Origin of the sequence: Streptomyces katrae, assembly GCF_002028425.1 — a bacterium.
GTDB lineage: Bacteria > Actinomycetota > Actinomycetes > Streptomycetales > Streptomycetaceae > Streptomyces > Streptomyces katrae_A.
In genome coordinates this window covers 6758892-6774963 of the sequence record NZ_CP020042.1, presented here as the reverse complement: position 1 = coordinate 6774963, position 16072 = coordinate 6758892, and the positions used below count along the sequence as shown (strand labels likewise).

The window sequence follows — 16072 nt, the reverse complement described above, 5'->3', positions numbered from 1 at the left end:
GTCAGTCCCCAAAGGTCGGTCGGATCCTCCGGTTCCGCCTCGGGCCCTGTCGGGGCGCTCGGCGTCCGGTCACGGCAACGGATCTTGTCGGTCCGCCGGGTTGTACACGACCTGGGACTTTGTGCGGAGATCCGCGGCGAAGATCGCGGAGGCCGCTTTCAGCACCTCGTTCGCGTGCCGGAGTTCCTCGACCTCGTCGCGCAGCCGGCGCAGTTCCGCCCGTTCGTCGGCGGTCAGCGCGTCCCCGGCCGGGCGGCGCGCGGCGGCGCCGGCCGGGGCGGCGGTACGGGTGCCGGTGCCGGTCCGGCGGGGACCGCCGGAGCGCGGCCCGGCCGCGGGCGGCGCGGGCCGGCGGGGCACCGCGCCGGGCGGGGGCGGCGCGGCCGGAGGGAAGGCGGCGGCTGCCCGGGGGGCGGGGGCCGGTTCGCCCTGCAGGGGACCGCGTCCGGCGCCGGGCCGGGCGGCCGCCGGGCCGGCGGCGGATGCCGGGCCGGCGGCGGATGCCGGGCCGGCGGCGGATGCCGGGCCGGTGGCGGATGCCGGGCCGGTGGCGGATGCCGGGCGGCCTCCGGAGGGTCTGCCGTTTTCCGCCAGTTCGCTGCTGAGGCGGTTCCAGCGGCGGGTCCAGGGTTCCGGATCGCCGCCGCACGCCACCACGTAGGCGAGGGTCACCTTCAAGGAGGGTTTGTGCAGTCCGCGGGCCGCCTCGGAGAGGGTGGCCACGGAGTAGTGGGCCCGCTTCGCCATCGTCCGGTACGAGGGGTTGCCCGCCTGCCTGCGTAAGCCGCGCAGTTCGTGGGCGAATTCCTCCAGCGGTCCTGCCATGGGGTCCAACAACCGCTCTGGCCTGGGCATGCTTCTCCCCTGGTGGTGGATGGTGTCGAGCGAAGCGCGGGTCTTCGTCGCGCCGTACAACCTGCTGGCCGGCGGACGCACCCGGCGTGACGGCCGGTTGCCGGGCCCCCGGGCGACCGGGGCCGCCGCACCGGGACCTCTCGGACATTGGTACATGCCCCCGGCATATCGATCAATCGCCATCCGAGGAATCCGGCCACCATTCGGCCGGGTTCGTCCGAATAAGGCTGCCCTTACCCGCACCCGGGGCCGGGGCGTCCGAAGAGGTTCGCCGCGTGTTCCGCTTGTCGGCACGCGACGCCGTGCCGCACAAGGCGCCCGCGGTCCAATGCTCAGTACAACTATCCGCCTTCGGCGTGATGTTGTACAGGGCCGAACCCGCCGAGCGCCCCGTACAACCGGCCCTCGTGTACAACTCCGGGGCTCTGCAAGATCGGTTGCCGTCAGGCGATACGGCCGAAAGCGACGGGAATGGGTGGCGGGTTGGTGGACACAGCACGCAGCCAGACGGAATCAGCGGCGATCGAAGGCGTCTACACGTACCGGAGAAGCCCCCTCGTGGAACCGGACTGGCGGCGCTTCCCCGGATGGCGGGATGTCACCGAAGCCCAGTGGGCGGACCCCCAGTGGCAGCGCGCCCACTGCGTCAAGGACGCGAGAGGACTGCGCGCCGTCGTCGGCGACCTGCTCGACGAGGAGTTCTACGAGGACTGGGAACAGGACCGCCGGCACCGGGCGACCATGTCGGTGCTGCTGCCGCCCCAGATGGTCAACACCATGGCCCCGGACGCGGCCGCGGCCCGCCCCGGCGAGCTGACCAAGGCCTTCTACGACGACCCGGTGCGCCGCTACATGCTGCCGGTCTTCTCCGACCGGCACCCGCAGTGGCCCTCGCACCCGATGGCCAGCCGGGACTCGCTGCACGAACAGGACATGTGGGTGGTGGAGGGGCTCACCCACCGCTATCCCACCAAGGTGCTGGCGGAACTGCTCTCGACCTGCCCCCAGTACTGCGGGCACTGCACGCGGATGGACCTGGTGGGCAACTCCACTCCCCAGGTCACCAAGAACCGGCTCCTGCTCAAGCCGGCCGACCGGGCCGAGCGGATCCTGGAGCACCTGCGCGCCTCCCCCGGCATCCGGGACGTGGTGGTCTCCGGCGGCGACCTGGCCAACCTGCCGTGGCCGCGGCTGGAGCGGTTCGTGGCCGGCCTGCTGGAGATCGACTCCGTCCGCGACATCCGGCTGGCGAGCAAGGGGCTGGTCGGGCTGCCGCAGCACTGGAGTTCCGGCCCGGTGCTGGAGGGCGTGGAGCGCCTCGCACGTACGGCCCGCTCGCGCGGCGTGCGGATCGCGCTGCACACCCACGCCAACGCGGCCCAGCAGGTGACGCCCGGGGTGGCGCGAGCCGCCTGGGCGCTGCTGGGCGCCGGCCTGCACGACGTGCGCAACCAGGGCGTGCTCATGCGCGGGGTCAACGACAGCGCGCACGACCTGCTGGACCTGTGCTTCGCGCTCGCCGACCACGCCGGCGTCACTCCGTACTACTTCTACATGTGCGACATGATCCCGAACGCCGAGCACTGGCGGGTGCCGCTGCACCGGGCGCAGGTGATCCAGCGTCAGATCATGGGCTACCTGCCGGGGTTCGCCACCCCGCGCATCGTCTGCGACGTGCCGATGGCCGGCAAGCGATGGGTGGACCAAGCCGACTCCTACGACCGCGAGCTCGGGGTGTCGCACTGGAGCAAGAGCTATCTCACCCCGCTGGAGGCGGCGGATCCGGACGCCCACAGCGGCTCGTACCACTACTACGACCCCATCGACACGCTCCCGCTCTCCGGGCAGCGGTGGTGGCGGGACACCCGCCAGGGGTAGAAGAAGGGACAGTTGCACAGCCATGAGCAGTCTCCGTCCACGGCGTGAAGACCCTCCGGTGCTGGAGGAGTGGTACCGCCGGCACCTCGGCCCCGACGTCCATGACATCAGCTCCAGCGGGGTCCATCCGTACACCTTCGCCGAAGTGCGCGAACTCTGCGGCATCCCGGCCGCGGACCTCGACGCCGTCGTCATGGACGACAGCGTCTCCCAGGGCGGGGCGGGCATCCGCCAGGCCATCGCCGACCGCTACGCCGGCGGCGACGCCGACCGGGTGCTGGTCACCCACGGCTCCAGCGAGGCCATCGCGCTGACGCTGGGCGCCCTGCTGCGCCCGGGGGACCGGGTGGTCGTCCAGGAGGGCATCTACCACTCTCTGGGCCACTACCCCCGGGCCGCCGGCTGCGAGGTGGCACGGCTGCCGGGCGGGGCCGTGCGCGACGGGGAGATCGACCCCGACGTGCTCAGCGCCCTGGTCACGCCCGGCACCGCGGCCGTCGTCGTGAACTTCCCGCACAACCCCACCGGCGCCACCCTGTCCCCGCAGGGGCTGAAGGCCCTCAAGGAGCAGACCGCGCAGGCCGGCGCCGTGCTGGTCTGGGACGCCGCCACCGCCGAGATCACCCACCGCTGGGAGGTGCTCGACGACCCCGGGGCGGACGGCGGCCCCACGGTGTCCTACGGCACCTTCTCCAAGACCTTCGGCCTGCCGGGCCTGCGGGTGGGCTGGGCCGTCGCGCCGCAAGAGCTGATCACCGCCACCTTCCCGCTGCGCGACCGGACCACGCTGTTCCTCTCGCCGCTGGTCGAGCTGATCGCGGAACGGGCCATGCGGCACGCCGACGCGCTGATCGCCCCCCGGGCCGCCGAGGCGCGCGGCAACCTCGCGTACCTGACGCAGTGGATGGCCGAGCACGAGGACCTGGTCCGCTGGACCCCGCCGGAGGGCGGTGTGTGCGCGCTGCCGGTCTTCCGCGAACTGGAGCGGGCGGCGGCGGGACCCGAGGCGGTGGAACGTTTCTGCCTGGAGCTGCTCGACCGCCACCGCACCCTGCTCGTGCCCGGTACGGCCTTCGGCGCGCCGCACGGCGCCCGGCTCGGCTTCGGCGGCCCCCAGGAGGGCTTCCGGGCGGGACTCGCGGGGCTGTCGGCGTTCCTGCGCTCGCGCGGGGGAGGCCGGTGACCGCCGTGGCCGGACCCGACGTCCTCGGCCTGTGGGACCGCTCGGTGCGCGAGCACGCCGCCGGTCCCGCGCTCGTGACCCCCCGCCGGGTGCTGTCCTACCAGGACGCGGACCGGCTCACCGACGCCTGGGCGGCCGCCCTCACGACGCGCGGGGCCGGGCCCGGGAAGCTGGTGGGCCTGGCCTTCGGCGACCCCGCCCGCACCGTGCTCGGCATGCTGGCGGCGCTCAAGGCCGGGGCGGGGTTCACCGTCCTCGACGACCGGCTGCCGCCCGCGGCCCGGGCGGCGCTGGTGGAGCGCACGGCGGCCGCGGTGTGGCTGGGCGACGGGGCGCACGCGCCCGAGGGGGCGTTCGTACCGGCCTCCTCGGACGCCGGCGGCGGCGCGGCGACGGCGGCCCGGCCCGGGCGGCCGGCCGACGGGTCCGACGTGGCGTACGTGCTCTTCACCTCCGGGTCCACCGGCCGGCCCAAGGGCACGGTCGTCGGGCGGGACGCCCTGGGCCGGTTCGCGTCGGCGGTCGCCGAACGGCTCGGGCTGACCCCGCGCGACCGCTGGCTGCAGGTGGCCTCGCTGGGCTTCGACGTACTGATCGAGGAGGTGTTCCCGGCCTTCGCCGCCGGGGCGGCCGTGGTGTGCCGGGAGGACACCCGGGCCCTGGACGCCGAGGAGCTGCACCTCGCCCTGGCCCGGACCCGGACCACCGTGGTCGAACTGTCCACCCAGTACTGGCTGGAGTACGCCCGCTGGCTCACCGCGAACGGTACGACCACCCCGGCGGAGCTGCGCACGGTGGTGGTGGGCGGCGAGCGGATGGATCCGGGGCCCTACCGCGCGTGGCAGGCACGGCAGCCGGCCGGCCTCGCCCACGTCTACGGGCTGACCGAATGCACCGTCAGCTCCACCTTCTACACCGGGCTGCTGCCGGCCGACGCGCAGGAGGTGCCGCTGGGCACCCCGCTGCGGGACGTGCGGATCAGCGTCCGGCGCGACGGCCGCCCGGTGCCGGACGGCGAGACGGGGGAGATCCACATCGGCGGACCGCTCCTGGCCCGCGGCTTCCTCGACGACGAGGCCGCCACCGCCCGCCGCTTCGTCCCCGACCCGTACGCCGCCGAGCCCGGGGCCCGGCTGTACGTCACGGGCGACCTGGGGCGGATCGACGCCGACGGGCAGCTGGTCTTCCTCGGCCGGGCCGACGACCAGGTCAAGATCCGCGGGCACCGGCTGGAGCCGGCCCGGGTGGAGCGCGCCCTGTGCGAGCTGCCCGGGGTGGAACAGGCGGTGGTCTTCCCCGACCCGGCGACCGGTACCGCCCTGTGGGCCTTCACCGTTGCCGCGGACCCGGCGGCCGCTCCCCTGCCCGGCGAGGCCGTCCGGCTGACGGGCCGTGACCGGGACGCGCTCGTGGCGCCCCTGGAGGCGCAGCTGCCGGACTGGGCGGTGCCGCGGGTGCTGTACCGGGTGTCGGTCCTGCCGAAGAACCCGCACGGCAAGGTGGACAAGCGCCTGCTGTCCGCCTGGGCCGCCCCGGCTCCGGCCGGCGCACCGGCCCGCGCACGGTCCGGCGCCCGGGCCGGTGAGCCGGTCCAGGACCGGGCCGTCGACGCCGCCCAGGAGCCGCTGGAGCCCGTCCTCACTCTCTTCCGCGAGGTCCTGGGCGCCCCCGCGCTCGGCCCCGACGACAACTTCTTCGACCACGGCGGCCAGTCGCTGCTCGCCATGCGTCTGCTGGCGCGGCTGCGGGAGTCGGACCCCGCCGCCGCCGGACTGCGGGCGAGCACCCTCTTCGCCTCGCCGACCCCCCGGCTGCTCACGGGAGCGCTCGCCGAGCGCCGGGCCGCCGCCCGGACCTGATCACCCGTCCGACACCGCACCACCGAGGGCCCGCGGCCCCGGCCCCGGCCGTCCGCGGGCAGCACCCGTCCCCCGACCACTCAGCGAGAGTTGGCATGTCGAACCTCACCGACCAGTCCACGCCCGGCTACATCCTGACGGCCGCGGAGGCCTCCGTCATCGCGGAACTGAGCCTCGAACTGGCCGCCGCCTACCCGTCCTTCGGCGACCCCGGCCTGCTGCGCGACCTGCCGCGGCTGGCGGCCCGGCTGCCCGAGGGCGTGCAGGACTTCCTGCGCGAGTTCAAACTGGCCGACCGCCACGGCCACACCGTGATCCGCGGCCACGACTTCGACCAGCGGCGCATCGGCCCCACCCCCGGCCACTGGCGGGGCCGCGGCCGGCCCGGCCCGGAGTTCCCCGAGGAACTGCTGCTCATGCTGTACTCGGCGCTGCTCGGGGAGCCCTTCGGCTGGGCCACACAGCAGGACGGCCACCTCGTGCACGACATCTTCCCGATCCGCCAGCACGAGAACGACCAGCTGGGGATGGGCAGCAAGGAGCTGCTGACCTGGCACACCGAGGACGCCTTCCACCCGTACCGCAGCGACTACCTGATCCTCGGCGCGCTGCGCAATCCCGACCACGTGCCCACGACGGTGGGCGAGCTGGACCTGTCGTCGCTGTCCGACGAGGACATCGACATCCTCTTCGAGCCGCGCTTCCACATCGCCCCCGACGAGTCGCACCTGCCGAAGAACAACACGATCGCGTCCGAGGAGGAGGCGGCCCGGTTCGCCACCATCCAGCGGATGATCGACGAGCGGCCGCTCGGCCCGCTGCTCTACGGCTCGCGCCTGGACCCGTACATGCGCCTCGACCCGTACTTCACCTCCGTGCCGGACGAGGACACCGAGGCGCGGCGGGCCTACGACGCGCTGTTCAAGGTGGTGGACGCCGGGATGCGGGAGGTCGTCGCCGACCAGGGCGACGTGCTGTTCATCGACAACCACCGGGCGGTGCACGGCCGGCTGCCCTTCCAGGCCCGCTACGACGGCACCGACCGCTGGCTGAAGCGGGTGTGCGTGACGTCCGACCTGCGGCGCTCGCGCGAGATGCGGGCCACGGCCCGGACCCGGCTGCTGGGCTGACGCGCCGGTGTCCCCGACCCTCACCGACCTGTCCCGCGACCCGTGGCTGCTGCCCGCGGTGGACGACCTGATCGCCGCCAACATGCCCGCGTTCATGAGCTGGGAGTCCCCCGGGAACTGGCGCTGGCACGGCATGTACGAGCGCTACCCCGCCCACCAGCTGTGCCTGGTGGACGAGGACGGCGTTCTGGTCGCGGCGGCCAACGGGCTGCCGGTCCGCTGGGACGGCAGCGCCTCGTCGCTGCCGTCCGGCAGCGACGAGGTCTTGGTGGAAGCCGTCGACCACGGCCCGCCGGAGCGTCCCGACGCCGTGTGCATGCTGTCGGTGTCCGTGCACCCCGGGCACCGGGCGGCAGGCCACGCCGAGCGGCTGCTGACCGAGGTGCGGCGGCGGTCCGCGAAGGACGCGCCCCGCGGGGTGGTCATCCCGGTCCGGCCCACCCGCAAGCACCGCTACCCGCTGATCCCGATCGGCGCGTACGCCGCCTGGGTGCGGCCCGACGGACGCTGCTTCGACCCGTGGCTGCGCACCCATCTCGAACTCGGCGCCGCCCTGCTGGGCACGGCCGAGCGTTCCCTGGTGATCCGTCAGCCCGTGTCCCGCTGGGAGGAGTTCCTCGGCCATCCGCTGCCCGGCCCGGGGGACCACCTGCTGCCCGGCGCGCTGGCGCCGCTGCGCGTCGGCGAGGACGGCCACGCCACGTACACCGAGCCCAACGTGTGGGTGCACCACCCCGCCGGACCGCCCACGCCGTGACACCGGGGCGGGACCACGGGCCCGTCCCGCCCCGCGCCATCCCCTTCCTGAAACGACCCCTGGAGCACACATGCCTCCCGTACGCCTCGCGATCATCGGGTGCGGCGCCGCCGCCCGCGGCTGCCACCTGCCCGCACTGCCCCCGCTCAAGGGCGACGTCCAGCTGACGGCGCTCGTCGACCGCGACCCGCGCCAGACCGAGGCCGCCCTGGCCCTCTACCGGGAGCTGGGCGGCACCGACGCCGACCGGGTGGTGCTCGCCACCGATCCGGCGGAGGCCGCCGACGCCTTCGACGCCGCCGTGGTCGTCGCCCCGCACACCCTGCACGCGCCGATCGTGCGGGAGCTGCTGGCAGCCGGCAAGCACGTCCTGCTGGAGAAGCCGATGACCACCTCGGTGGAGGACGCCGAGGCGCTGGCCCGGGCCGCCGCCGCCGAGGGCGCTCCGGTGCTCGCCATGGCCCACCCGCGGCGCCTGTTCCCCGCCTATGCCTGGATCAAGCGGCTCATCGACGCCGGCGACCTCGGCGAGGTGGTACGGGTCGACTGGTCGGAGGGCCACCCGTACGCCCACGAGCCGGTGTCCTGGTCGATGTTCGACCGGCGGCTGGCCGGCGGCGGGGTGCTCACCGACACCGCCTCGCACGTCTTCGACACCCTGCTGTGGTGGCTCGGCCCCGACGTCGAGGTGGTCCGCTACGAGGACAACTCCCTCGGCGGGGTGGAGACCGACGCCCGCGCCGAGCTGCGCTTCGGCGCCACCGACGTGCGGTGCGACTTCAGCCGGCTGCGCGACCTCGGGATCAGCTGCACGGTCACCGGCACCCGGGCGACCGCCACCATCGGCACCGACTTCCCGGCCGGGGAGTGCACCCTGGTCACCGCGGACGGAGTGGAGCTGCACCGCGGCGACGTGGACGCCGTCGCCCCGGCCCAGGACGAGTGGGAGCTGCTCTTCACCGAGCAGCTGGCCAACTTCGCCGCCGCCGTGCGCGGCGCCGCACCCGCGCACTCCGGCGCCGAGGACGGGGTACGCGTGGTGAAGCTGATCCAGGAGTGCTACGGCGGCCCGGCCCGCGAGGCTTCCGCGCAGCCGTGGACCACCCGCGGCGGCGACGCGGCCGCCGGTGGCCCGGCGCTCGCCGGCCGTACGGTGGCGGTCACCGGCGCGAGCGGGTTCATCGGTGGCAGGCTGGTCGAGCGGCTCGTCCTCGGCACCGCGGCCCGGGTCCGGCCGGTGGTCCGCGGTTTCGGCCGGGCCGCACGGCTGTCCGTGCTGCCGCAGGACCGGCTGGAGTTCCACCGGGCCGACCTGCTGGACGCCGGCACGCTCCGGGCGGCGTTCGAAGGCTGCGACACCGTGGTCCACTGCGCGTTCGGCAGCTCCGGCGACGAGGCCGGCCGCTGGGCCGCCTCCGTGGAGGGCACGGCGAACGTGCTGGCGGCGGCGCGCGCCGCCGGTGTGCGCCGCGTGGTGCACCTGAGCACGATCGACGTCTACGACCCCGCCGTCACGGGCGTCCTGACCGAGGACTCCCCCGCCCGGCCGGGTGACCCGGCCGACCGTGAGTACGAGCAGCAGAAGCTCGCCGCCGAGCGGCTGGTCGTGGAGGCCCACGGCGACGGCCTGGAGACGGTGGTGCTCCAGCCGGGCGTCGTCCACGGCCCCTGGGGCGGCCAGTGGACCACCGCCCAGCTGCGGCGTCCCGAGGGCGACTTCGCGCAGCTTCCGGCGGACGGCGGCGGAGGCGTGTGCAACGCCGTGTACGTCGACGACCTCGCCGAGGCCGTGCTGCTGGCCGTCGACAGCGCGGCGGCCGCCGGCGAACGGTTCCTCGTCGGGCACGCCGAGGAACTGCGCTGGGGCTCCTTCTTCGACGCGGTCCGCGCACTGCGGGGCCTGGGCGGGCCCGCGACGGTGGCGGCGGGTGAGCCGGTTGCCGACTGGGAGCTCGACCTGTACCGCTCGACGGCCCGCGCCGACGTGGGCAAGGCCCGCCGGGTCCTGGGCTACACGGCGCGCACCCCGTTCGCCGAGGCCGCGGAACTGACCGGGCAGTGGGCGCGCTGGGCCGGGGAAGCCCCGGAGGCGGGCGCATGACCGGGGTGAGCGACGTCCTGGTGGTCGCGCCGCATCCCGACGACGACGTCATCGGCTGCGGCGGGTCCATCGCCAAGCACGTGCGCGACGGCGCCCGGGTGACGGTGGTCATCGTCATCGGCCGGGAGCGCAGCGCCCTCGACGACGCGGTGAGCGACGCCGAGTTCGCCGCCGAGACGGAGGCCGCCGCCAAGGCCCTGGGCGTGCACCGCTGCATCCGCCTGGACGAGCCCTCACGGGACTTCGCCCTCTCCCGCCGGGTGCACCTGGACCTGGTGCGCGTCCTGCGGCAGGTGCGGCCGCAGGTGGTGTACCTGCCGCACGACAACGACGACGACGTCGAGCACCGCATGGTCCACCAGCTGACCGTCGAGGCGCTGTGGATGGCGCAGTCGGAGTTCTTCCAGGAGACGGGCGGCCGTCCCATGCCGGCGCCGCGGCTGGTGCTCGGCTACGAGGTGTGGGCGCCGATGGCCCGCTTCCAGTACGCCGAGGACATCGACGGGCAGATCGAGACCAAGGTCGAGGCGATGCGCGCGTACGCCTCCCAGCTGCGGCACGCCGCGTGGGACGAGGGCATCCGCGGGCTGGCCCGCTACCGCGGGGCGGTGTCGTCCGGGTCGGGGCACGCGGAGGTGTTCCAGGTGCTCTCCCTGGGTGCCGTACCCGCCGGTCCGGCGGGGGGCGGCCGTGACTGACCGGCTGCTGGTCTGCGGGCTGGGCTCCGGGATGGACCGCTCCCTGACCGAACTGCGTTCGCCCCGCTGGGAACTGGTGGTGGCCACCGACCGGCCCACGGACCGGGCCCGCGCCGCCGCCGACGTCCTGCTCGCCGTCGATCCGAACGACGCGGTGGCGGTGCTCGCGGAGCTGTCGGCGGCCGGCATCGACCGGATCGACGGGGTGTTCTCCCTGGGCGCGGACAACCCGCCGGTGATCAGCACCCTGGCACGGCGCTTCGGCTGCCCGGGGCTGCCGCTGGAGACGGCCCTGGACTGCACGCTCAAGGACCGGCGGCTGCGGATCCTGCGCGCCGCCGGGCTCGACCTGCCGCGGTTCGCCACCGCCGAGAGTGTCGGCGAGGCGGTGCGGGCGGCCGCGGACATCGGGCTGCCGGTGGTCCTCAAGCCCAGCGACCAGACCGGCTCGCTGGGCGTGCTGAAGGCGGAGTCCGCCGGCCAGGTGCGCGCGCTCGCCCAGGAGGCGCTGCGGCTGAGTCCCGGCGGCCGGATCGTGGTCGAGGAGTTCCTGGAGGGCACCGAGCACACGCTGGCGGCCTTCATGGTCGACGGCGCGCTGCACCGCTTCGGGTTCGCCGACCGGGAGTACGGGAACAAGGAGCGGTTCGCCCCGCACTTCTTCGAAGGCGGCGACACCCTGCCCAGCCGGCTGACCGACGAGCAGATCGAGGAGGTCACCGAGACCGTACGGCGCGGCGCCACGGCGCTGCGCCTGGACCCGGCGGTGGTCAACACCGACATCCTGCGCACCCGCGACGGCCGGGTGGTCCTCCTGGAGATCACCTGCCGGCTGACCGGCGCCCGCATCGCCACCGAGGTGATGCGGCTGGCGACGGGGGTGGACCCGCTGCCCAACGTGGTCCGCCTCGCCCTGGGCCGGCCGCTGGACCTGGCGGAGCTCAGGCCCCGGCACAGCCGCGCCGCGGTGCAGCGGTTCCTGCCGGCGGACGGCGGGGTGGTCGAGTGGGCCGGCGACCCGCGGGACGTCGCCCGCCGGGCCGGGGTGCACGACGTGTTCTGGGGCCTGGACCTGCGGCCGGGCACCGTGGTGCCGCCCTACCGCGGCGGGGCCGAGGTCCTGGCCGGGGTGATCGCCCACGCCGAACGCCCGCAGGAGGCCGAGGCCATCGCCGAACGCACCCTGAACTCCCTGCCGCTGCGCTTCAAGGCGGGGACGCAGTGACCGGGCCCGGACCGCGGGCCCACCGTACGCACACGAGCCTGCCGAGGGAGAACGACATGGCCACCGACCTGGTGGACGAGGCGGAGGTCGACAAGGGCATCGCCCGGACCAGTGTGGTCATCGCCCTGCGCGACGACCTGCGCATCGCCGACTGCATCGCCTCGATCGACGAGGACGTCGAGATCGTCCTGGCGCTCAACGGACCGAGCGACGCGGTCCTGAAGCTGATCGCCGAGCACCCCCGCCCGCTGACCGTCACCGAGATCGAGGACGTCGGCAACCTGGGCGCCGCCTACAACGCGGGGGCCGCCGCCACGGACCGCCGGTACCTGCTGCTGATGGACTCCGACTGCACCTTCGCCCCCGGCGTGGTCCGCGCCATGGTCCGCGCGGTGCTCACCGCCCCCGTGGTCAAGGGCCAGGTGGTGTACGGCGAGTCGGAGGGGCTGCTGAGCCGGCTGACCGCGCGGGTACGGGAGTTCGACGAGGGCGACTACGTCAGTGCGCTGTCCCCGCCGCTGATCTACAACCGCGACATCGTCGAGCACATCGGCGGCTACCACTTCGACGAGCTGATCCACTGGTGCGAGGACCGGGAGTTCGACTTCCGGCTCCAGCTGGCGGGCATCCCGGTGGTGTACCTGCCCGAGGCGCGGATCTTCCACGACGCCCAGCACGGCTTCGCCAACATGCGCAGCTACTTCCGCTACGGCGTCGGCGAGGGCATCGCCCAGGAGACCGGCGTCTTCACCACACCGGCGGTGCCGGTGGTGTGGCGGCTGTGGGAGGCGTCGCGGACGCTCCTGCACTGCGCCCGCGCCAAGGGGGTGGGGGCGGCCGCGTACTACGCGCTGCTGAAGGCGGCCTTCCACGTGGGGACCGCCCACCACCTGCTCAACGACCCCTACCGGGTGCGCGAGCGGTACCCCGCCTCCGCCAAGCGGGCGCGGATGGTCCGGTCCATCCCGCAGCACAGCACCAGGCTGACCGGTGCCCAGCTGCGCCGGCTGCGGCGGGCGCACTGGGAGGCGGGCCGGCGGATCGAGAAGGTGGCCGACCTCTCGGTCTTCCACCCGGACGCCGCCGGCCCGCCCGGCCCGTCAGCCGCCGGCCAGGTGCGGCAGCAGCAGGCGTGAGGGGTGGTCGCCGCCGTGGTGGACGGTGTGGCGGGCGGGGACCGGCGGGTGGACGTCGAAGCGCGGTGCGTTGCTGGCCGCGATCTCCAGGCGGATCCGGTGGCCCGCGCGGAACACGTGGCCGACCGCGCCCAGCGCGACGGTGACCTCGACCGGTGCGCCGGGGGCGGGGGCGGTGTCCGCCCCCGGCGCGAGGCGGCGCACGCCGTCGCACAGCAGCTCGGCCCGGCCGTCGGGATGGACGTCGACGAGCTTGCCCGCCACGTCGGCGCCCGCGGCGTCCGGGGTGAGGTACACCGTCAGGACGGTGTCGCCGACGACGGTCAGCGGCTCGGTGAGCTCCTCGCCGGTGAAGCACAGGACGTCGGCGCGGCGTTCGACCTCGCGCTGGTCCAGCGGGCCGCAGTCACCTCCGGTGAACTGGCCGGGCTGGGCGGTGGCGCCGCCCGTGGTGGGCACCGGGTCGGCCGGGTCGTGGCGGAGCCGGTGGGCGCCGGCGGCCGTGGAGGGGCCGGCGGCCGTCAGGCGGTCGCCGGCCAGGTGCAGCACGAGGTCCCGGGTACCGGGGACGGGCCAGTCGGGGACGGTGCGCCAGGTGTCGGCGCCGGTGAGGAACAGCCGCACCGGCTCCGCCACCGTGCCGGACCGCCCGCGCAGATGCCGGTCGAAATGGTCCAGGTGCAGCCCGGTGACGTCGATGCTGCGTTCGTCGGCGGCCAGCCCGTAACGGCGCTGCGGGAAAATGCCGCCCGTGACGCAGTGGGACCAGGGACCGACCACCAGCCGCGAGGATCGTCCGCAGTCCCGAATTCCCCGGTAATTCTCCAGGGCGCCGGCCAGGAATATGTCGTACCAGCCGGTGAGGTGGAGGACCGGGACGTCGATCGCCGGATACGCATCGCGCGGTGCGGCGCGCCGCCAGTACGGGTGGCCGCCCGGGTGCTCACGCCACTGCCGGTAGTACGGGGCCAGCCGGTCGAGCAGGTCCGAGGCGGCGTCCGGGTCGCGGTAGAGCTCGTCGATCCGGTCGACCGCCCGGGCCACCTCCTCCCGCTCGGCTCCCTCCAGTCCGGCCCCGTCCAGCAGCAGGTCGTAGAGCACCCAGTACAGGACGAAGCCCAGCTGGAAGGCGCCGCCCTGGCGGGTCCAGCCCTCGTCGAAGCCCGACCCGGCCACGTGGGGGACGATCGCGCCCAGTCCCGGCGGCTGTTCGGCGGCGGCCAGGAGCGCGGCCATCGCCTCGTAGGAGCGGCCGAACATCCCCGCGGAGCCGTCGCACCACGGCTGGCGCACCGCCCACGCGACGGTGTCGGCCCCGTCCGCGGCCTCGTGCCAGTACGGCTCGAAGGCGCCGCCGGAGCCGAACCGGCCGCGGACGTCCTGCACCAACAGCGCGTAGCCGGCGCGGACCAGGCGCATGCCGTCGACGGAGGCGCCGCCCGGAGCGCCCGATTTCCCGTACGGAGTCCGGCGCACCAGCACCGGGACCGGATCGGCGGTGTCGGGGCGGTAGAGGTCGGCAGTCAATAAGGTGCCGTCGCGCAGGGGTATTTCCAGATCGCATTCCACAAGAATTCGCACCCGCCCATATTCCATCAGGACGAGGAAGTTCACAATGCATCCCGGCAATTCCGGAATTGATTTCCTGGAACCGTTCTTCGAGACGGCCCGTACCGATCCGGCGCGGCCGGCCGTGGTCGACAACGGGCTCGTCGTCGGCTACGGCACGCTCGCCGCCTGGGTGCTGGAGGTGGCCGGCTCCGTCACGCCGCGCACGGACGGGCCCCAGCCGCCGGTCGGGGTGGTCGTGCACCACTCGGTCCGCGACGTGGCCGCCCTGCTGGGCGTCCTCGCGGCGGGCCGCGCGTACGTGCCGCTGGAGGCCGCGCATCCCCGGGCCCGGCTGGAGTCGGTCCTGTCCCGGCTCGGCGTCGAGGAGGCCGTGGCGACGGCCGGCACCGGCTGGCAGCCGCCACTCGCGCGGGTGGTCCGCCCGCGCTGGGCTCCCGCGGCGGCGACGCCCGCCGCCACCGCCGTACGGCCCGACCGCGGCGTCCGGCCCGAGGACCCGGCGTACGTCCTGTTCACCTCGGGCTCCACCGGCGAACCCAAGGGGGTCGTGGTGCCGCACCGGGCGCTGGCCGCCGTGGTGCCGCCGCTGCGCACCCTGTACGGCATCGGGCCGGACGCGACCGTGCTGCACTTCCACGGCGCCGGCGGCGACACGAGCCTGGAGGAGATCCTGCCGGCCCTGACCGGGGGTGCCACCCTGATCCTCGACGACGCGGCACGCGAGCGCTTCGCCCAGGTCGCCGAGGACCAGGAGGTCACGGTCGCGGTGCTGCCGACCGGCTTCTGGCACGCCCTGGCCGGTGACCTGCTGCACCAGGGGGCCACCCTGCCGCCGTCCCTGCGCACGGTGGTCATCGGCGGCGAGGCGGTGCGCGCCGACATGCTGGAGCGCTGGCACCGGCTCGGCGCGGACGGGGTGCGGCTGCTCAACACCTATGGCTCCACCGAGACGGCCCTGGTCACCCACGCCGTGCAGCTCGCCGGACCGGGCGCGCCCGAACTGCCGGACACCGGCGGCGACCTGCCCATCGGGCTGCCCCTGCCGCACGTCGGCCAGCGCGTCGACGACAGCGGCGAGCTGCTGTTGTCCGGGCCCGGCCTGGCCCTCGGCTACCACTCCGCCGCACAGGCCACGGCGGCCCGGTTCCGCGAGGAGGGCGGCGTCCGCTGGTACCGGACCGGGGACCTGGTCACGGTGGCGCCCTCGGGCGCACTGGTCTTCCGCGGCCGCTCCGACCACCAGGTCAAGATCCGGGGCCACCGGGTGGACCTCGTCGAGGTGGAGGGCCTGGTCGGCGGCTGCTCCGGTGTGCTGGAGGCGGCAGCCGTACGGGTGGACCGCGGCGAGCACAGCACCCTCGCGGCCTTCTTCGTCCCGCTGCCGGACCGCGACCCCGCCGAGGTGGCCTCCGGTGTGCGGGCCCGGCTCGCGGAGTCGACGGCCCCGCACCTGGTGCCCAGCCTGCTGGTACCGGTCGCGGAGCTGGAGCGCACCCACACCGGCAAGGTCGACCGGACCGCCACGCGGGACCGGTACCTGGCCGCGACGGGAGCGGCCCGGTGAGCCGGCCGGCGGGCGCGCCGACCGGGCGGGGACGGGGCGGGGCAGCCGCAGCCGGGGCGGCGGATCCGGCCGTCACGGCGGAAAGGGCGGCCCCGGCTGACCTGACCGGCCTGG

Annotated in this window: 12 protein-coding genes; 10 read left to right on the top strand and 2 right to left on the bottom strand. The window is 74.8% G+C overall.

Annotation, left to right across the window (positions count from 1 at the left end; all coding sequences use genetic code 11):
• Positions 1 to 69: 69 nt before the first annotated feature.
• Positions 70 to 825: a helix-turn-helix domain-containing protein gene (locus B4U46_RS39430; protein WP_079430873.1), complete on the bottom strand. Its 756-nt coding sequence runs from the start codon at positions 823 to 825 to the stop codon at positions 70 to 72.
• 516 nt (positions 826 to 1341) lie between these two features.
• Here B4U46_RS39430 and B4U46_RS30685 point away from each other — a divergent pair.
• From B4U46_RS30685 to B4U46_RS30645, 9 genes are all read left to right on the top strand, one after another.
• On the top strand, positions 1342 to 2733 hold the full coding sequence (locus B4U46_RS30685; protein ID WP_079430872.1) for a KamA family radical SAM protein: 1392 nt from the start codon (positions 1342 to 1344) through the stop codon (positions 2731 to 2733).
• A 22-nt stretch (positions 2734 to 2755) separates the two neighbouring features.
• Positions 2756 to 3916: a capreomycidine synthase gene (vioD, locus tag B4U46_RS30680; protein WP_079430871.1), complete on the top strand. Its 1161-nt coding sequence runs from the start codon at positions 2756 to 2758 to the stop codon at positions 3914 to 3916.
• A gap of 5 nt (positions 3917 to 3921) precedes the next feature.
• On the top strand, positions 3922 to 5775 hold the full coding sequence (locus tag B4U46_RS30675) for an amino acid adenylation domain-containing protein (RefSeq protein ID WP_237293182.1): 1854 nt from the start codon (positions 3922 to 3924) through the stop codon (positions 5773 to 5775).
• A 95-nt stretch (positions 5776 to 5870) separates the two neighbouring features.
• Complete coding sequence (gene vioC, locus B4U46_RS30670) at positions 5871 to 6905, top strand: arginine beta-hydroxylase, Fe(II)/alpha-ketoglutarate-dependent (RefSeq protein WP_079430869.1); 1035 nt, start codon at positions 5871 to 5873, stop codon at positions 6903 to 6905.
• A gap of 7 nt (positions 6906 to 6912) precedes the next feature.
• Entirely contained in the window at positions 6913 to 7662 is a 750-nt protein-coding gene (locus B4U46_RS30665) for a hypothetical protein (protein ID WP_079430868.1), read from the top strand.
• 70 nt (positions 7663 to 7732) lie between these two features.
• Entirely contained in the window at positions 7733 to 9763 is a 2031-nt protein-coding gene (locus B4U46_RS30660; RefSeq protein WP_079430867.1) for an NAD-dependent epimerase/dehydratase family protein, read from the top strand.
• Positions 9760 to 10461 carry a PIG-L deacetylase family protein gene (locus tag B4U46_RS30655; protein WP_079432093.1) on the top strand — a complete coding sequence of 234 codons (702 nt, stop codon included), beginning with the start codon at positions 9760 to 9762 and terminating at the stop codon, positions 10459 to 10461. The genes B4U46_RS30660 and B4U46_RS30655 overlap by 4 nt, the downstream gene beginning before the upstream one ends.
• On the top strand, positions 10454 to 11686 hold the full coding sequence (locus B4U46_RS30650; RefSeq protein WP_079432092.1) for an ATP-grasp domain-containing protein: 1233 nt from the start codon (positions 10454 to 10456) through the stop codon (positions 11684 to 11686). The genes B4U46_RS30655 and B4U46_RS30650 overlap by 8 nt, the downstream gene beginning before the upstream one ends.
• Before the next feature lie 56 nt (positions 11687 to 11742).
• On the top strand, positions 11743 to 12822 hold the full coding sequence (locus B4U46_RS30645; protein ID WP_079430866.1) for a glycosyltransferase: 1080 nt from the start codon (positions 11743 to 11745) through the stop codon (positions 12820 to 12822).
• On the opposite strand, the gene B4U46_RS30640 is transcribed toward B4U46_RS30645, so the two are convergent.
• A complete protein-coding gene (locus tag B4U46_RS30640; RefSeq protein ID WP_237293181.1) occupies positions 12787 to 14403 on the bottom strand; it encodes a CocE/NonD family hydrolase in 1617 nt (538 codons plus the stop codon). The two genes, B4U46_RS30645 and B4U46_RS30640, sit on opposite strands and share 36 nt — an antisense overlap.
• Before the next feature lie 34 nt (positions 14404 to 14437).
• Here B4U46_RS30640 and B4U46_RS30635 point away from each other — a divergent pair, with 34 nt between their 5' ends.
• Entirely contained in the window at positions 14438 to 15958 is a 1521-nt protein-coding gene (locus B4U46_RS30635) for an AMP-binding protein (protein WP_079430864.1), read from the top strand.
• Positions 15959 to 16072 lie beyond the last annotated feature (114 nt).